The organism is Thermobaculum terrenum ATCC BAA-798, assembly GCF_000025005.1.
Lineage (GTDB): Bacteria > Chloroflexota > Chloroflexia > Thermobaculales > Thermobaculaceae > Thermobaculum > Thermobaculum terrenum.
In genome coordinates this window covers 507643-523801 of record NC_013525.1, presented here as the reverse complement: position 1 = coordinate 523801, position 16159 = coordinate 507643, and the positions used below count along the sequence as shown (strand labels likewise).

Sequence of the window (16159 nt, the reverse complement as noted above, 5' to 3'; positions counted from 1 at the left end):
AAATATATAATTTGGCCGAATCCCTTGAAGGGAACGGGGGAACCAAAAGTAATTGGGGTGAAGTCCGTCTGGACAGGGTAGCCTTTCGACCCTAACCCGTCAGCTAACCCCGTAGGCGTACGAAAGGAGGCAATCACAGGACCATACCGCTTGGCCCGGAGCAAGCCTCCGGGCTTTTCTTATGTCTCATTATTTTCCTGTTTAACTGGAGGTGGGTATGAGCAAGCATGCTCTTGGAGCGATTATTCCCGCTGCAGGGCTTGGTGAGAGGTTGCAGTGCGTCGGCAGTCCTAAGCCCCTGGTAAAGATCGGAGGTCTGACCCTGCTTGAAAGAACCATCCGCACGCTGAGATTGGGAGGGGTAGATGGAAAGATCGTGGTCGTAGTAGGCCATAGGGGTGATGAAGTCTCAAAGTTCGCCGCTTCCAGAAAGCTGGATGTGGTTATAGTTACAAATCCGGATTACCAAAGGGGTAACGGTACATCCGTGATGGCAGGGCTTGATCATATGCCCGAGCGATTCGTAGTGGCAATGGTGGACCACCTACATCCACCCCAGTCTGTGAAGACATTACTGGAATGCGAGGGTGATTTCGTCGCCGCTGTAGATACGAAGCCAAGTTTTGCAGATGTCGAAGAGGCTACCAAAGTGCGACTGGAAGGCGACAAGATCCTGGACATCGGTAAAAAGATACCTGAGTTCAATGCGATAGACACCGGTCTTTTCCTGTGTCACAGGGATTCGCTCAGGGAATTAGTCCCAGCACAGGATGAAGCCTTGAGCTGGAATACGGTCAAACGTATGTGGCTGGCTTCCGGCAGGCAGATAATTGCCTGTGACCTCCAGGGTTTGCCCTGGATTGACGTCGACACTCCAGAAGATATGGCAAAAGCCATAGATGTGATCATGAGCTGGGCACCCTCGGGGAAGGATGGCTTTGTCTCCAGAAACTTTAATAGGCACATAAGCAGGCGAATAACCCGATTACTGGCCAACACACCTACAACGCCCAACCAGATAAGTATCATGAGCCTGCTGCTGGCTGTAGCTGGTAGCTTGCTTATCGCCAGAAGAGCTTATGTCCCTGGAGGACTACTAGTACAACTGTCCTCGATAATAGATGGTTGTGATGGGGAGATAGCAAGGGTCAGGCTACAGCAGTCAAATCAAGGAGCTATATTTGATTCCGTATTGGACAGATGGGCTGACTCCGCAGTAATTACAGGCATGGCACTAAGCTCTGAATCTAGATCCTCTCTCGTAGCAGGCTCCCTAGCCCTTTCAGGTAGTCTGCTAGTACCTTACTCCCGAGCAAGGATAGAGGCTGAACTAGGACAGATACCCTCGAGCATGTTATCTATAGGCATGACAAGAGATGTACGTTTAGCTTTACTGGCAATTGGTAGTATACTAAGAAAGCCAAGAGAGACACTGCTTTCTATAGGACTGCTGTCAAACTTGGAAGTACTGCGCAGGTTACTACAACTAGCCAGAGCAAGCTAGCCACCTAATCCAGTTGTTTTGCAGGGAATCTATAAACTGCTCGGGGTGAATTCATGGATGAGCTTTCCAGACAGGAAGAGTGGAAGTCAGCAACTTCCAGAAACTTCGACTTAGCAATCATAGGCGGCGGAATTATGGGTACGGGAATAGCCCGTGACGCTGCCATGAGAGGGCTGAAGGTAGCACTATTCGAGAAAGAGGATTTTGGTCACGGCACAACCGCCGCCGCTACCAGGCTCATACATGGTGGGCTAAGATACCTTGAGATGTACGACTTCAAGTTGGTCAGGGAAGACCTGAGAGAAAGAGAGATTCTCCTGAGGATAGCCCCACACCTGGTCTTCCCTCTGTCTTTCATACTCCCTCTATATGATCGGGGCTTCATTTACAGAAACAAGCTTAGAATAGGCATGATCCTTTATGACCTACTCAGCTACGACAAGAGTCTGCCCAACCACACATTCCTAAGTAGGGCTGAGACAGTTAGACGACTACCTGGCATAGCTGTTGACAAGCTACAAGGGGCAGCCATGTACTATGATGCAACCGCACCCCTCACAGAGCGGTTGTGCGTTGAAAACGTCATCTCCGCCAAAGAAAACGGTGCTGTAGTACTTAACCATGCCAAGGTAGTTGGCCTACTAAGATCTAACAGTAGCATCAATGGCGTTAGAGTTCTGGATCTTCTCGACGGTCGGGAGTACGAGGTAACATCCAGGCTGGTGATTAATGCTTCCGGGCCTTGGCTAAACCAGGTGGCATCAGACCTCGGGCTGGGAGATGATATCATCCGAACAACTAAGGGGGTTCATCTGGTAACTCCAAAAATCAGTGAAGATGCAGCGGTATTGTTTGCCCGGAGCGACCAAAGGCTGTTCTTCGTAGTTCCCTGGCTAAAGTTCTCCTATATAGGTACCACCGATACCGACTATAAAGGTGACATGGATGAAGTCACAGCTACTGAGGAAGATGTAGATTACTTGCTGTCTGAGGTAAAGAGAGCCTTTCCAGGGCAAAGCTTCGACACCATCTACTACACAACCGCCGGAGTAAGATCACTTGCGAAGATAGAGGGCGTGCCCGAGTCCAAGGTGACAAGAAAGCATATAATCCTGGACCACTACAAAAGGGATGGCATCAAGGGCATAATCTCGCTTATAGGCGGCAAGCTGACGGCCTACAGGGGCATATCAAAGGACGTGGTAGACCTCGCCTGCGAGCAGCTTGGTGTGAAAATCCCAAGCAGGACCGCGGCTGTACCCCTGCCCGGGGGATATACTGGTAAATTCTCAGATTATCTCCTCAACCAACTAGCCGGCTCCGCCGACAGATATCCGTTGGATGCTGAGCAGATAGAGCACATGATAAGGCTGTATGGGTCCAGGTACAAAGAGGTGGCAGCTATGACCATCGAGGACCCAGATCTATCATCAAGGCTACATCCTGACTACCCAGATAGCAGAGCTGATGTCAAGCACGCAGTTACCAAAGAGTATGCATGTACCTTAGCGGATTACATGCTACGAAGAAGCGACATAGGGTTTTCAGAAGATAGAGGTGAGAAGGCGGCAAGCGCCGTAGGGGCTGAGATGGCAGCCCTGCTGAACTGGACCAAAGATCGCCAGGACCAGGAAGTAGAGAGCTACCTGGCATTCGTTCGAAATTCTCGCCTCAGTATACCTTCTGGCACTTTCTAGGCTGATACTTGGTAACGACAGGAGGAGTAGATGTCCAAATATGTGCTTGCCCTGGATCAGGGCACAACATCAAGCAGAGCTATAATCTTTGACCAAGAGGGGAACATAGTATCTCTAGCTCAAAGACCAATAGATCAGATCTATCCTCATCCAGGCTGGGTCAATCAGGATGCTGAGCATATATGGGAAGTAACCCTCTCGGTGATGAAGGAAGCAGTCCAGCAATCACAGCTGGGCATCTCTCAGATAGCTGCTATCGGTATCACCAATCAGCGAGAGACGACGATTCTCTGGGATAGAGCCACAGGCAAGCCTGTAGGCCCAGCGATCGTCTGGCAGAGCAGGCAAACATCCCATCTAGTGGACGATATATTCAGGCGAGGCAAGGCGGAGAGATACCAGCAGATAACTGGACTTGTGCCAGATGCTTACTTCTCTGCCACCAAGATCCTCTGGATGCTGGAGCAAGACCCCGAAGTGCGCAGGAGGGCTGAACAAGGTGATCTGGCTTTTGGCACGGTAGATAGCTGGCTACTATGGAAGCTTTCCGGAGGCAAAGTACATCTCACCGATTATTCCAATGCATCTCGCACCATGCTCTTTGATATAAACGAGCTCGAATGGTCTGATGAGCTATTGGCAGACTTGAATATCCCTAAGCATATACTCCCAGGTTTATGCGACAATTCCGGGATTATCTGCCATGCTGATAGCAGCATCCTCGGCGCTGAGATCCCTGTAGCGGGAGTGGCTGGAGATCAGCAAGCAGCCCTATTTGGGCAGACTTGTTTTTCACCTGGGGAAGCGAAGAATACCTACGGTACAGGCTCCTTCTGTCTCATGAACATAGGGGAAAAGCCTACTCATTCAAAGCATAAATTGCTTACCACTATAGCTTGGGGTATCAATGGCAAAGTCGAATATGCTCTTGAAGGCTCAATATTTGTCACCGGAGCAGCAGTTGGTTGGCTCAGGGACGGTTTGGGAATTATAAAGACCTCAGAAGAGGTAGAGCAGTTAGCCTCCTCTGTGAAAGATAGTGGTGGTGTCTTCTTCGTGCCGGCGCTGGTGGGACTGGGGGCACCATATTGGGATCAATACGCTCGTGGTACAATAATTGGTATCACAAGAAGCACTACAGCTGCGCATATAGCTCGAGCTACCCTGGAAGCGATAGCCTTCCAGACAAGGGATGTGGTAGAAGCTATGATCGCCGATTCCGGCATAGACCTGCATGAGCTTAGAGTTGACGGGGGTGCTGTAAAGAACGACTTGCTCCTACAGATACAGGCTGATATTCTTGGTGTTCCAGTGGTACGACCGACCATGACAGAGGTAACTGCACTGGGCGCCGCCTATCTGGCAGGATTGGCAACCGATGTATGGGCTGACCAGCAAGATCTGAAGGCACACTGGAAGGAAGACCGTAGATTTGAGCCTTCCATCAACGCAGATCAGAGAGAATCTCTCTACTCAACTTGGAAGCGGGCTGTAGAAAGAGCTTGTAGGTGGGAAAAACCCACTGAATAATCAGAGACCTCAGACCTGGAAGGAGATGATCCATTTTGGAGGACTTTATACCCTCCATTCATGACCTGATAATGAGTGGGCAGATACTCCTGTCCCTCCTGTTAGGAGGTGTCATAGGCTTCGAGCGAGAGGCCAGAAACAAACCAGCAGGACTGCGCACCCATATGATGGTGGCGGCCGGCACAACAGCCTTCACGCTCGCTTCAATCTATGGATTCAGCATGGTCAGTGGCCAGATAACCAGGGATCCAGCGCGCGTCGCGGCCCAGATAGTGTCGGGGATAGGATTCCTGGGTGCTGGTACCATATTTAGATCTGGTTCCAGCATCAGAGGATTAACCACAGCATCCACTATCTGGCTGGTTGCATCCATAGGTATGCTCGTAGGGGTAGGAATGTACTGGCTGGCAATCTTCACCACGGTTATATCCACGGTAGTGCTAAGCTTCATGCCAGCACCCATTTATAAACTGGAAAGGCGGCTTAGAGTAGGCGAGCCATCGATTACACCTGACGACGATGACGAGCTGTAGACCGGATCATCATTGGAGCTGAGGCCAAAACTCTTGCTTGATCGCCTGCCTCTTGCAGCTTGGCTAGGCCAACCTGCATCTTCGCTATGCCTGCGCCGACGAAACGCTCAACAATAAATTACCTCTGACTAACGCCATACCACTTGACAAAGTCCTTTTATATATAATAGCCTTACTCCTTAAATAGCGGAGTATGCAATATGTTTAAAGTAATTGCGGCAATAACGCCCCTCATTATTGGTATCCTGCTTGTCCAGACCGCATTTGCTAATAATTACGGAGTAAGCCTTCACAAGTCTGCTACCTGGAACCCACTGGAGACTGCACTGTAAATCCGATTACGACTGTAAGCTACATCACTACTATGCTTTTGAAGATCAAAATGATGCTCCACAAGTCTGAACATAACGGGTACAGAAGCGGCACCTGGAAGTACTATTGCTACGAAAGTTTTGAAGAAGGTGGAAGAAAGGCTGATATAAGCGTCTGCTACAGCGACACCCATACATGGTATATCTATGGGTACTAAGCAGGAGACCAAAGATGAAGCGCTCATGGATCATAGGATTAACATTGGCTTTGATAACATTATTTACCGTAACCGTAGGTGTGCTGGCGATCGGAGGCGTAAGGAGTAATACTTACAAACAAGCCGCCTCTCAGGAGACGACGCTGGATGAGGCTACCAAGCAGGAGCTCTCCCAAAGGGCACTGCGTTTTACTTTGGAACACAAGGTGTTGAGCGGTACCCCGCAAGTGTTGCTGGCGAGGGACCTGGTGCTTGACGATCTGTTGGGGCTAGGTATGTGCCCCTCGGCAGACATCGATCCAGCCAATGAGCACCTGGCAATAGTAGTAGTTAAGGCAGATGTGGACTGGGGAGACGTACAGGGCCAGACTAATAAGCCTCTGGAGGCACGCAGGTTTGGCTACCTACTGTACATACTCGATAGCACAGCTCCTGGTAGTGGTCCCAAGCTGGAGGTTGCATCCAGGTTCGGAGGGAGCTTCCGGCACATCCTACACGATCCCAGCCTCCCAGATGACGTGCCAGCAGGAGCACCTCCCGGCACTCGCCAGGTGGACAAGGCTATCACGCTCGACAAGTGCCCTCCTATAGGGAAGGAGTACCACACGCCTTCGGGCCAGGTGGAACCTCCAGTGAATCCCACAACAGTTGTGGAGAAACAGAATTAGCCTGTTCGTTGATCCTGTTACTATTCGGAACGAGATAGATAATATTGCAGAGGATATCAGCTAGGAGCCCTGCTCCTGTTGATCCTTTATATCGCAGGGACGGGCTCCTGTTATCCTGAGTAAGTCGGTCGTAGCTATCGCAAAGTTGACCCTGTCCGTGCCGGCAGCTGCGTACACCACTTCGTAGTCCAGAAGATCTCGGTCCATAAGGACAGCAAGCGGCTTTTGAGTATGCCCCACAGGAGGGACCCCTCCGATGGTGTAGCCAGTTAACTCTTTCACCGTCTTAGCGTCGGCCCTCTTAACCTCCTGCCCGACTATCCTTGCCAGCTTGTCTACATCCACCCTGTTCTTTCCTGACACTAACACCAACAGGTATCCATCTCCGGCCAGAAATATGAGCGACTTCACTATCTGCCCGACCTCAACTCCTATAGCATCTGCTGCGGCCTGGGCTGTATGCGTCTTATCTTCGTATTCTATGGGTGTTATTTCTACTCCAGCAGATCTTGCAGCCTCCACAACCCTGGAAACAGCTTGTTTCATCTGTGACTACCTCTGTACTACGCTAGCTATATCGTTATGCCTGATATCACCCCCTAGAGCTAATACCTGCTCCAGGGAATAACCAGCCGAAAGCAGAGGTTCCACAACATCCTCTTTCAACCCTCTGGGCACGTACATACGCAGCATTCTTACATCTTCGCTTTCAGGAACTATCCGTAATCTACCTAGAGCTGCTGGGACTAGCGTCGTCGTGCCTGGCCGCAAACTAATTTTATTATCAGCCCACTCCAATTTCACAGCACCTGATACCAGAGATAAGATCTCGAATCTATCGCCTTGGAAGTCCAGTTCGAATGCGACAGATCCAGCCATCAGCTCGGCTACAAAGTACCTGCAAGCCACAAGGTAAGACCGTGTTACCCCATCCCAGGCAACGCTTAGTGGCGTATTCTTGTGCTGAGCGGTAGCATGGTAGTCCAGGGTCTCCAGGGACTCCTTTATATGAAGCTCCCTTGGCTTGCCATCGAAGCCTACTCTACCCCAGTCGTATAGTCTATAAGTTATATCGGAGTTCTCCTGAATCTCGGCCAGAAGGATTCCGCCCCCGACAGCATGTACAGTACCAGCAGGGGCAAAGACCACATCCCCCGCCTGTACATCTATGTACTCGAGCAGCTCCTCCAACTTATTGTTTCTGACAGCGTCCTCGACCTCTTCTGGTGAAGTGTCTTTCTTCCAGCCGTGCACTAGTTTGGCACCAGGTTCAGCATGTACTATGTACCAAGACTCGGTCTTGCCTTTGGGATAGCCAGCTTTTGTCCTAGCATACTCATCATCCGGGTGAACCTGTACGGACAGGAACTCATTGGCGTCGATATATTTGAAAAGGAGAGGGAATATGCCGTCGTATGATTCCCAGATGCTTGCACCAAGCAGATCACTGCCGAGCTCGTCAACCAGCTGGTCAACTGTCATCCCTCTATAATCGCCATAAGCCACGACGTTGCCGCCATACGCTTCCCAAGACTCTCCTATGGGGACATCCGGAGGTAGCTTCTTGCCAAGTATGGTTTCGAGCTTCCTTCCTCCCCATATCTTTTCCTTGAGCTCGGGCTCAAAAATAAGTGGATACAACTTAGGCATCTGTAATCCCCTCTCTCCTGATCTAATTTTCTTCCAATAATTTTAGATCACCAGGCAGCTGCATAACCTTCGCCTCGCAGGTCGGAAGCTCCAAGCAGAGCTCCATTGGAACCAAACTGCACAAGCTGCACTATTCTATCTCCAGCCCATGCACCTATAACATCTATTTTATGCCCCTTTTTCTCCAGCTCAGCAAGAATGTCCTGTCGAACTCTATTCTCTACGCGGATATTGTTTCCCTCCAGAGAAGCCCACCATGGAGCATCATTAGCCTCAGCTATGTTCAGGTCAAAGTCCACCAGGTTTGAAATCACCTGCAGGTTAGTCTGTACCTGATAATCGCCACCAGGCGTTCCCCCTACTATCCAGGGCTTGTCATCCTTCATGAGTATGTAGGCATTGAGAGTATGTACGGGACGCTTTCCAGGCTCTAAGGTGTTGGGATGTCCAGGCTGTATAGTAAACCCATTCATCCTGTTGTTAAGTAACACACCGGTATTACCAGCAACCACACCGCTTCCGAACACAAAGAATATGCTCTGTATCCAACTTACGGCATTACCTTCTGAGTCAGCCACCGCTAGATAGGTAGTGTCCGTGTTAGATCTACCCAGGTGACCAAATTCGGGCTGAGGATTGGCACGACTGAGGTTGATTTCCTCTGCCCTGCGCCTACCCCACTCTTTGGATACCAATTCTTCTACTGGGATCTTGCTAAACTCAGGATCTCCTAAATACCTAGCCTTATCAGCAAACGCCAACTTCTTGGCTTCAATAAGCACATGAAGCGTATCTGCCGAAAGGAGCCCCATACTCTTCAAATCGAAATTCTCAACTATATTCAGTTCCTCAAGTAGTATATGGCCCTGAGATACCGGGGGTTGCTCCAAGACTTTTACTCCTCTGTAAGAGGTACTTATAGGTACAACCACAATGGTATCATGCTCTCGCAAATCATCCTCGGAAAACACACCACACTGTTCCCTTATTCCTCTTACCATCTCCTTAGCGATCTCGCCTTGATAAAAGCCATCAACACCTCGATCAGCTATAGATTCTAAAGTCCTTGCCAACGCAGGCTGACGAAGTATGTTGCCTGGCTTAGGGTCTATAGAGAGAAATTGCTGCCTGGCATAGGGAGACATACTAATGATTGAGGCCAGAGTGGATATACTGCGAGCCAATCTAACACTAATCGGGAAACCGTCTCGAGCATATTCTATGGCTGGCTGCAAAACCCTCTTGAGAGGTAATTTACCCCATCGCCTGGACACCTCACACCAGCCATGCACCGCCCCGGGGATGGTGGCAGCAAGAGGTCCCCTCTCAGGGATCCCTCCTGCAAAGGCGCTAATATCGATCTCCCTAGGAGCTCTCCCGCTTCCGTTGAGAGCATACACCTTATTTTCCTTCGCCACATAAGCTACCAGAAAGACATCACCCCCCAGATGACTGGATTGTGGCTCTACTACCGTAAGCACTGCTGCAGCAGCCAAGGCAGCATCAAAAGCATTTCCTCCGTCTTTGAGAGCCCACATAGCTGCATCTGAAGCCAATGGGTTAGAGGTACATACCACTCCTCTAAGCCCCATAGAAATCCTCTCAAAAGAGTGAAATGGCAGATCCGAGATAGGCACCTCTGCCTTTGGACTTCTTTGCTGTAGATCAGACAACTTTCCACCTCCGAGATCAGGTATTTTCACAGCCGACACTAAGGGGGCAACCGCTACTGAGGCTAGAAACCTTCTTCTTGTTACCTTCATGGGCTGCTTCTTCATATCGGCATTCTATAACAAAAACTATATGTAGTACTACCGGTAATAAAATCGTATCATTTTACTGATTAGACTTGACATTAGTTATGAGATTTTGTATATATAAGGGTGAAGGATGAGTCGGGAGTCTACAGAAAGGAGGTGAGCGGATATGCTGAACAGGAACTTCTGGGACCCCTTCAGAGAGATGATTAGACTGAGCGAGGCTATGGACAGGCTCTTTGAGGAGAGCTTTGTTAGACCCACTAGCTGGATGCTCGGCAGAGGCGGTGAGACTGGTTACTGGGTGCCAATAGATATCGTTGAGACAGACAACGATTACATAGTCAAGGCTTCTCTGCCTGGGTTCAAGCCCGAGGACATCCAGGTCAACATTACGGGCGAGACCCTGACGATCTCTGGTAACTACAAGGCCGAGGAGCCTAAGGACGCAAGGTATGTACTCCGTGAGAGGTGCCTAGGTTCCTTCAGCAGAACGATCACTCTGCCTGTGCCGGTTGAGGCGGACAAGGCTGTGGCTCACTTCGAGCATGGCGAGCTGACTCTGACTCTACCCAAGGTAGAGGAGGTCAGGACAAAGCAGATCAAGATAAGCGTTGGCGAGCAGCCTCAGCTGAGCAGCACAGCGGAGTCCGCTCAGCCACAGGCATAGAACCCCTCCACAATATAAGCTGGTGAGCCATTCTTCATTGGCTCGCCAGCTTTTTCTTTTTTATAGGTCTTTATAGGTCACGACGGGCGAAAATCCAGTTAGCTATCAGCAAAGCCAGTGTGATATAGGCAAACGCATAGACTACCATCATGTTGCTAGGTGGGGTATCAGAGCTTAGAAGAGTCGGACCCATCTGTAAGGAGAACCTGGGTTGTATAACATAAGAAGCCAATCGCCAAAGAGTATCACTTGGGATCACCAGATTGGTTGCCAGCCCAATGTTCTTGAGAGTCGAGCTATCGAGTATCTCGCCTACCTGCTTTACTATCCCACCCATAAGGGATACCCCATACAGCATGAAAACCACTATGCCGTTGGTCAGGCTAGAGAAAAGAGTGCTGCCTAGCACGGTAATGGACAGTAACACGATCCCCACAAGCACTACCAGAAGCGAGCCATATATGTACCTGGGAGGTACGTAGTCTCCGATGAGCTTGCCCGTAATCACCACGGCAGCACACATAAGCAAAACGTAGATCGCGAGCATGAACGCATAACCCAGCCATTTGCCCAGCACTATCTCCCACCGCCTTATAGGCTTAGGGACTATAGAGTGCAGGGTGCCGTTATCTATCTCCGAGGCTATGCTCCCCACAGAGGCAAAGATAGCCATCACTCCACACAGGAAATTAACTGTGTAGAACCCCATGAGCACCAGAGCGTTCGCAAAGAACTCAAAGCTAAATGGTGGAGGATTACCAGAAGCAATCCGCTCATCAAAATTGTTCTTCAGAGATGAAAAACCCCAAACATATAGGGCGACAAACACTATGCTGAGCAATATGACGCCTATGACAAGCTTCTTTCTCAGAGCCTCTTTGAATGTGAACTTAGCTATTAGTAACGACCTCATCTGTCACCTGACACCTGTACTATATCTACGAATATGTCCTCCAGAGACCTCTGCCTGGGCTTGAGTTCATACAGGTTGGCACCGCTTGCCACAAGCATTTCGACGAGTGCAGGCACTTCCTGCTCCGGAACAGAGACTGAGAAGTAACCATTGTTGGAATGATCCATCAACCTGAATCTGTGGGAAATAGCTTCCAGAAGCGATGGCGTGACGTTAGTTGCTCTAACATCGACTATATGCTCGGCATGGAGAAGCTCATCAACCGGTCCTATAGCTGCTACCTTACCTTCCTTTATGATCGCTATCCTGTCACAAACTCTCTCAACCTCGCTTAGCAAGTGAGAGTTCAGGAACACAGTAACACCATTATCGCGCAGGAAAACTATAAGATCTCTTACGTCTCTCCTGCCTATAGGATCCAAAGCACTTGTAGGCTCATCCAGGAAGACAAGCTTGGGATTAGCTATGATGGCCTGAGCTATACCTATCCTTTGCAGCATCCCTTTAGAAAAGGTCCTCAGCCGACTGTCCGCTCTGTGCTCAAGCCCTACCAGCTTCAAAACCTCAGGGATACGCTTCTTTCTCTCGGACTTGGACATGCCATAGAGAGAGCCATGAAAGTCCAGGAACTCGTAGGCCTTGAGCCATTCATGAAACCTGAAATGCTCAGGGAGGAACCCTATCTGCTTACGGGCTCCAAGATCGCCCAGCTTTTTCCCCAGCACGCTCACTTTGCCTGCTGTAGGGGTTATCAGGCCGTTGAGCATCTTGATTGTAGTAGTCTTGCCTGCACCGTTAGGGCCAAGGAAACCAAAGACCTCCCCCTGCTGTACCTCCAGCGATAGAGATTCAACCGCAACTTTATTTCCGTAAACCTTACGCAGGTTTTCAACATATATAGCTGGAGAGGACAAAGCCTTTACACCTCTTGTTATCTTGTAGATTCGTGGGTAAATCTGCCCTGCCAAGGGATAAGTTTTTGGCAGGGCAGATTGGAATTCTAAGGATATACCACAGACCTTGCTATAGATATGGCATCTTCACTACTTATCTTACCACCTATCGCATAGAGCCTGTCATCATGCTTCCACAGCAGCAGGTTATGCTCTCCTGTGCGGTCAGAGACCAGAAGGCCTTCGGACCTACCTATCCTCACGTTCTTGCTATCTCCTCCTGGCGGTACGGGTATCACCAAGGTATGTTGCCAGTCCTTTATGCTCTGGATCTGCTTGACCAGATCAGGCGGCAACCCAGGAGTCATAAGTATGTCCTGTCGGACATAGTCCATGTTTACGCCCTCAGGAATAACTAGCGTCGGGCTTTCCCCTTGCACGAAGACGAACCCAGAGTCATCCTGCCCGTACCTCATAACGACCGCACTGGGAACGTCCAAGGTAAAGGTCTTACCATCAAGCTGCTTGGGCAGAGTAACTCCCTGGATTCCGGCCTCCTTTAGCTCGGCCCTTATCTTCTGTAGATCGATTGTGAAGCTGGCACTCTCAGGACCAGACACGTAGATCTCCTCGGGAGACCCCTGCTTTGGAATGGTAGCTACTGGCCCCTTATACGCCTTGGAAGCCTCATCAACAGAGCTAACCCTTCTTATATTGTGCTCTTTGAGCTCCTTCTGCAAGTCGGCTTTGTCGTACTTGCCGAATCTTGCAGCCATCTGCTGGTTCCACTTCTGCTGATACTTCTCGGCAGGGATATTAAACGGCAACTGCGAGGGATCTATAGTAATAGCTGTGAACTTCTCAACCCTCATAACGTTAAGCAGCGACTCAGCTGCAGATCTTATAGGTGTAAGCAGTACTAGCACCGGCAACAACACTAATAGAGCCACCAAAGCCAGCACTGGTCTAGGATTTCGTCTACCAAATTCGCTGAATTCCATGTTCTTGCTCCTTTCTACCCTCGAGACAAAACTCCTGTAGGACTGCTGGGCCGAACAATTAGCCGAGTTATTAGCTAAGAGCTTGCCGGCTGAGAGCTGTTTTCGCTGCGATATGGACTCCAGCCTCCGGGAACATGCCTTACATGATCGTACGTGCTCCCACAGCTCCTGACGGTAATTATCGAGCATCGACCTTAAATCGCCTTCACTTGGACATCTCATTTTCCTTCTCCTCTTTCCAGGAGGGTAGCAAACTGTTTCTCGGCACGTACCAGGATAGTACCTACTGAGTTCTTGGATATACCTGTAACCTTAGATATCTCATCGTAGCTAAGCCCATGATGTCGCAGCAGAAGCACTTGCGCATACTGTGGACGCATTCTGGCCAGAATATCCCTAACTTCCACGCTCTCAGCATTGGCTAACACTATGTCAGTTGTATCCGGTGCGACTTCATTAGACCACAACGATTTAATCTTTGATATAAGCCTGGTTCTCCTGTTATTTGACCTTATCCTGTTCAGCCCTTCTCTTGAGGCCACTTTGTATAACCATGCCCTGTAGTTGGAATTAGCAGCTGGAGGCCGCGAGTAGAGCTTCAGGAAGGTCTCCTGAGCCGCATCCTCAGCTTCTTGAGAATCTCTAAGCATACGGTAGAGATATAGATATATTTCTTCCCAGTAAGAAAGGAAGATGCGCTCGAACTCATCAACCTGGATCTCTTTAGCTTCGGCCATATCGATAAGGGCCAAGTTTTACCTCCGTTAAACCCTCTACCACAATATATAACACCAGCCCCGGTAGATCATGTGACAATTCTGAACTAAGATACTTGTGTTTCTCGTTTAATGTAAACTTCCTACAGAAGGCTAAAACCTTCCCTGATGGGGAAAACATAGATGGAAGTCACAGAGATTATAGGGCGCCTCAAGAACAACCTCAGTTCCCAACATATAGAGTTTACAGACCAGGATATAGAGAAGATAGTGGAGTACGGATTCCTGCAGAACGTGCTCCTTACAGAGGATATCATGCAGGGGCTGCCTTACGACGTAATACCAGAGTACGTCTGGCATACTTCTCCCCTCGAAGTAGACAGGTCACCTAAGGATAGCGGCGACCGGATGGCACCGGTCAGTACCACTTCTAAACTCTCCAAGAGCGGAGAGCTACTAGATCTGCCTCTGTCAGAACTATCTGAGATGGTCAGGAGCAGGAAGGTATCACCCGTTGAGCTGGTCCAATCCTGCCTGGATAACATAGACAAGTATGACAAGAGGTTGAATGCCTTCCAGCTCGTACTAGGTGATGAAGCCCTGCAGCAAGCGAAGCGAGCGGAGGAAGACATAGTAAGAGGGGAGTACAAAGGGCCAATCCATGGTATTCCCATAGCAGTCAAGGATCTATTTGCGCTCCGAGATCACCCTACTACAGCTGGCTCTCGAATACTTCAGAATTGGGTGCCGGACTATGACTCCGCCGTGGTAGAGCGCATCAAAAGTGCCGGAGGCATAGTAATTGGTAAGACCAGGATGTCGGAGTTTGCATACTCTCCGGGAGCCAATAATACGATATACGGCCATACTCTTAATCCTTGGAACAACGATAAGGACGCTGGGGGATCAAGTAGTGGGTCCGGGGTGGCAGTCGCTACCCGTATGGCGCTGGTAGGATTGGGATCGGATACAGGAGGGTCCATACGCATACCAGCCGCACATTGCGGGATAGTCGGGCTGAAACCCACCTTCGGCAGAATCAGCCTGTTTGGAGCCGTGCCTCTATCCTGGTCCCTGGATCATGGGGGGCCGCTAGTTAGATATACCTCTGACCTTCCACTGGTAATGGCATTGCTTTCAGGCCAAGACAAGAGAGATCCCAGGACTTCACCAGCAAGCGAGTGGCCCTATGGAGACAAGGTTACCAATGAAGATACCAGGAGTCTAAGAGTAGGGGTGATCGGATACACGGGTAGCGACGACCCAATAGGAACACATGATGTAGTTACCTGCTGGATGAAAGGGGTAAGAGCACTCGAAGAGGCTGGGTCTCGAGTCGAGGAAGTAGATATACCTGACCTGGAGAGGCTCTGGGTGCTGAACGGAGCACTAATAGGCGTAGAGGCCGCTACCTACCACACTCATTGGTTGAGGACCAACAAGGAAGCCTATAGCGAGTTCGCCAGATACAGGCTTATGTCAGCTTTTGCATACGGTCCAAACATATTCATGAGGATACAGCAGGCAAGAGCCCTGCTTAGAAGCAAGCTAAATCACTTGTGGGACAGATTTGATGTGATCACTACGCCAGTAGTAAGACATCCAGCTCCTGATGCTGGAACTCCTTCTCATACCCTTTATACAGGTCCTTTCAATTTCCTCGGCTGGCCAGCGCTATCAGTCCCAGTTGGCGTCTCTTCCGAAGGCACCCCCGTGGGCATGCAGCTTGTGTCCGCGCCGTGGAGGGAAGACCTCCTCTTAGTATGCAGTAACGTTGTTGAGGCAGCCTTAGGACCCCTTGCCCTAAGCGGAGATAGGGAAAGCACACAATGAGCATAAGAGATGTAGTTCTTATCATTTTGGGGATAGCACTTGCCATCTTTGTGGTGCTTATGACCTACATAACGATCTTGGGAGTTATGGGACATGGCATAATGGCCTCGCTTATGCATAGGACAGATGGGGTGATGTTCTTCGTGATGGCTGCATTTCCCATATTTGGAGTACTCTTGGTGCTTATACTGGCTATCTGGCTATCTAAAAGAGAAGGCGGGCTCTAACCCATGCTACATACTAATACACTCAGCTGTTATACTCA

General features: G+C 49.8%; 15 protein-coding genes and 1 riboswitch. Of the genes, 8 read left to right on the top strand and 7 right to left on the bottom strand.

What is annotated here, in order from left to right:
* The first annotated feature begins 3 nt into the window (after window positions 1-3).
* Window positions 4-134, top strand: a riboswitch (cyclic di-AMP (ydaO/yuaA leader).
* An 83-nt stretch (window positions 135-217) separates the two neighbouring features.
* The 5 genes from TTER_RS02345 (at window position 218) to TTER_RS02325 (ending at window position 6461) form a co-directional block, all read left to right on the top strand.
* The gene (locus TTER_RS02345; protein ID WP_012874428.1) at window positions 218-1504 is read left to right on the top strand and encodes an NTP transferase domain-containing protein; all 1287 of its coding nucleotides are present in this window, start codon (window positions 218-220) and stop codon (window positions 1502-1504) included.
* 53 nt (window positions 1505-1557) lie between these two features.
* Window positions 1558-3201 (top strand): glycerol-3-phosphate dehydrogenase/oxidase, encoded by a 1644-nt coding sequence (locus TTER_RS02340; protein WP_012874427.1) that lies wholly within the window; start codon window positions 1558-1560, stop codon window positions 3199-3201.
* Between the two features lie 30 nt (window positions 3202-3231).
* Window positions 3232-4731, top strand: coding sequence for a glycerol kinase GlpK (gene glpK / locus TTER_RS02335; protein WP_012874426.1), 1500 nt, complete (start codon window positions 3232-3234; stop codon window positions 4729-4731).
* A gap of 35 nt (window positions 4732-4766) precedes the next feature.
* Window positions 4767-5264: an MgtC/SapB family protein gene (locus TTER_RS02330; protein ID WP_012874425.1), complete on the top strand. Its 498-nt coding sequence runs from the start codon at window positions 4767-4769 to the stop codon at window positions 5262-5264.
* A gap of 543 nt (window positions 5265-5807) precedes the next feature.
* Window positions 5808-6461 carry a hypothetical protein gene (locus TTER_RS02325; RefSeq protein ID WP_012874423.1) on the top strand — a complete coding sequence of 218 codons (654 nt, stop codon included), beginning with the start codon at window positions 5808-5810 and terminating at the stop codon, window positions 6459-6461.
* Window positions 6462-6521: 60 nt separating this feature from the next.
* Here TTER_RS02325 and TTER_RS02320 read toward each other — a convergent pair whose 3' ends face one another.
* The 3 genes from TTER_RS02320 to ggt are packed head-to-tail and all read right to left on the bottom strand — an operon-like array spanning window position 6522 to window position 9784.
* Window positions 6522-7007: a YbaK/EbsC family protein gene (locus TTER_RS02320; RefSeq protein ID WP_012874422.1), complete on the bottom strand. Its 486-nt coding sequence runs from the start codon at window positions 7005-7007 to the stop codon at window positions 6522-6524.
* 6 nt (window positions 7008-7013) lie between these two features.
* On the bottom strand, window positions 7014-8111 hold the full coding sequence (locus TTER_RS02315; protein ID WP_012874421.1) for a type I phosphomannose isomerase catalytic subunit: 1098 nt from the start codon (window positions 8109-8111) through the stop codon (window positions 7014-7016).
* Between the two features lie 47 nt (window positions 8112-8158).
* On the bottom strand, window positions 8159-9784 hold the full coding sequence (ggt, locus tag TTER_RS02310; RefSeq protein ID WP_012874420.1) for a gamma-glutamyltransferase: 1626 nt from the start codon (window positions 9782-9784) through the stop codon (window positions 8159-8161).
* Window positions 9785-10037: 253 nt separating this feature from the next.
* Between ggt and TTER_RS02305 the strand changes: the two genes are divergently transcribed.
* The gene (locus TTER_RS02305; RefSeq protein ID WP_012874419.1) at window positions 10038-10538 is read left to right on the top strand and encodes an Hsp20/alpha crystallin family protein; all 501 of its coding nucleotides are present in this window, start codon (window positions 10038-10040) and stop codon (window positions 10536-10538) included.
* Window positions 10539-10608: 70 nt separating this feature from the next.
* Here the strand turns inward: TTER_RS02305 and TTER_RS02300 are convergent, their stop codons facing one another.
* From TTER_RS02300 to TTER_RS02285, 4 genes are all read right to left on the bottom strand, one after another.
* Window positions 10609-11451, bottom strand: coding sequence for an ABC transporter permease (locus TTER_RS02300; RefSeq protein ID WP_012874418.1), 843 nt, complete (start codon window positions 11449-11451; stop codon window positions 10609-10611).
* Window positions 11448-12365, bottom strand: coding sequence for an ABC transporter ATP-binding protein (locus tag TTER_RS02295; RefSeq protein WP_012874417.1), 918 nt, complete (start codon window positions 12363-12365; stop codon window positions 11448-11450). Before TTER_RS02295 ends, TTER_RS02300 begins: the two co-directional genes overlap by 4 nt.
* Window positions 12366-12451: 86 nt before the next feature.
* Window positions 12452-13345: a hypothetical protein gene (locus TTER_RS02290; RefSeq protein ID WP_148211869.1), complete on the bottom strand. Its 894-nt coding sequence runs from the start codon at window positions 13343-13345 to the stop codon at window positions 12452-12454.
* A gap of 218 nt (window positions 13346-13563) precedes the next feature.
* Window positions 13564-14097, bottom strand: coding sequence for a sigma-70 family RNA polymerase sigma factor (locus TTER_RS02285; protein ID WP_012874415.1), 534 nt, complete (start codon window positions 14095-14097; stop codon window positions 13564-13566).
* Window positions 14098-14244: 147 nt separating this feature from the next.
* On the opposite strand from TTER_RS02285, the gene TTER_RS02280 reads away from it, so the two are divergent.
* Together TTER_RS02280 and TTER_RS02275 are read left to right on the top strand one after the other, a co-directional pair.
* The gene (locus TTER_RS02280; protein ID WP_012874414.1) at window positions 14245-15894 is read left to right on the top strand and encodes an amidase; all 1650 of its coding nucleotides are present in this window, start codon (window positions 14245-14247) and stop codon (window positions 15892-15894) included.
* Complete coding sequence (locus TTER_RS02275) at window positions 15891-16121, top strand: hypothetical protein (protein ID WP_012874413.1); 231 nt, start codon at window positions 15891-15893, stop codon at window positions 16119-16121. The genes TTER_RS02280 and TTER_RS02275 overlap by 4 nt, the downstream gene beginning before the upstream one ends.
* The last annotated feature ends 38 nt before the right edge of the window (window positions 16122-16159 follow it).

What these genes read in the sequence shown, in the direction of transcription:
- TTER_RS02340 (WP_012874427.1), top strand. Translation starts at nt 1,558, where the DNA reads ATGGATGAGCTTTCCAGACAGGAAGAGTGGAAGTCAGCAACTTCCAGA.
- glpK (WP_012874426.1), top strand. Translation starts at nt 3,232, where the DNA reads ATGTCCAAATATGTGCTTGCCCTGGATCAGGGCACAACATCAAGCAGA.
- TTER_RS02280 (WP_012874414.1), top strand. Translation starts at nt 14,245, where the DNA reads ATGGAAGTCACAGAGATTATAGGGCGCCTCAAGAACAACCTCAGTTCC.
- TTER_RS02300 (WP_012874418.1), bottom strand. Translation starts at nt 11,451, where the DNA reads ATGAGGTCGTTACTAATAGCTAAGTTCACATTCAAAGAGGCTCTGAGA.
- TTER_RS02290 (WP_148211869.1), bottom strand. Translation starts at nt 13,345, where the DNA reads ATGGAATTCAGCGAATTTGGTAGACGAAATCCTAGACCAGTGCTGGCT.
- TTER_RS02315 (WP_012874421.1), bottom strand. Translation starts at nt 8,111, where the DNA reads ATGCCTAAGTTGTATCCACTTATTTTTGAGCCCGAGCTCAAGGAAAAG.
- TTER_RS02275 (WP_012874413.1), top strand. Translation starts at nt 15,891, where the DNA reads ATGAGCATAAGAGATGTAGTTCTTATCATTTTGGGGATAGCACTTGCC.
- TTER_RS02345 (WP_012874428.1), top strand. Translation starts at nt 218, where the DNA reads ATGAGCAAGCATGCTCTTGGAGCGATTATTCCCGCTGCAGGGCTTGGT.
- TTER_RS02305 (WP_012874419.1), top strand. Translation starts at nt 10,038, where the DNA reads ATGCTGAACAGGAACTTCTGGGACCCCTTCAGAGAGATGATTAGACTG.
- TTER_RS02320 (WP_012874422.1), bottom strand. Translation starts at nt 7,007, where the DNA reads ATGAAACAAGCTGTTTCCAGGGTTGTGGAGGCTGCAAGATCTGCTGGA.
- TTER_RS02325 (WP_012874423.1), top strand. Translation starts at nt 5,808, where the DNA reads ATGAAGCGCTCATGGATCATAGGATTAACATTGGCTTTGATAACATTA.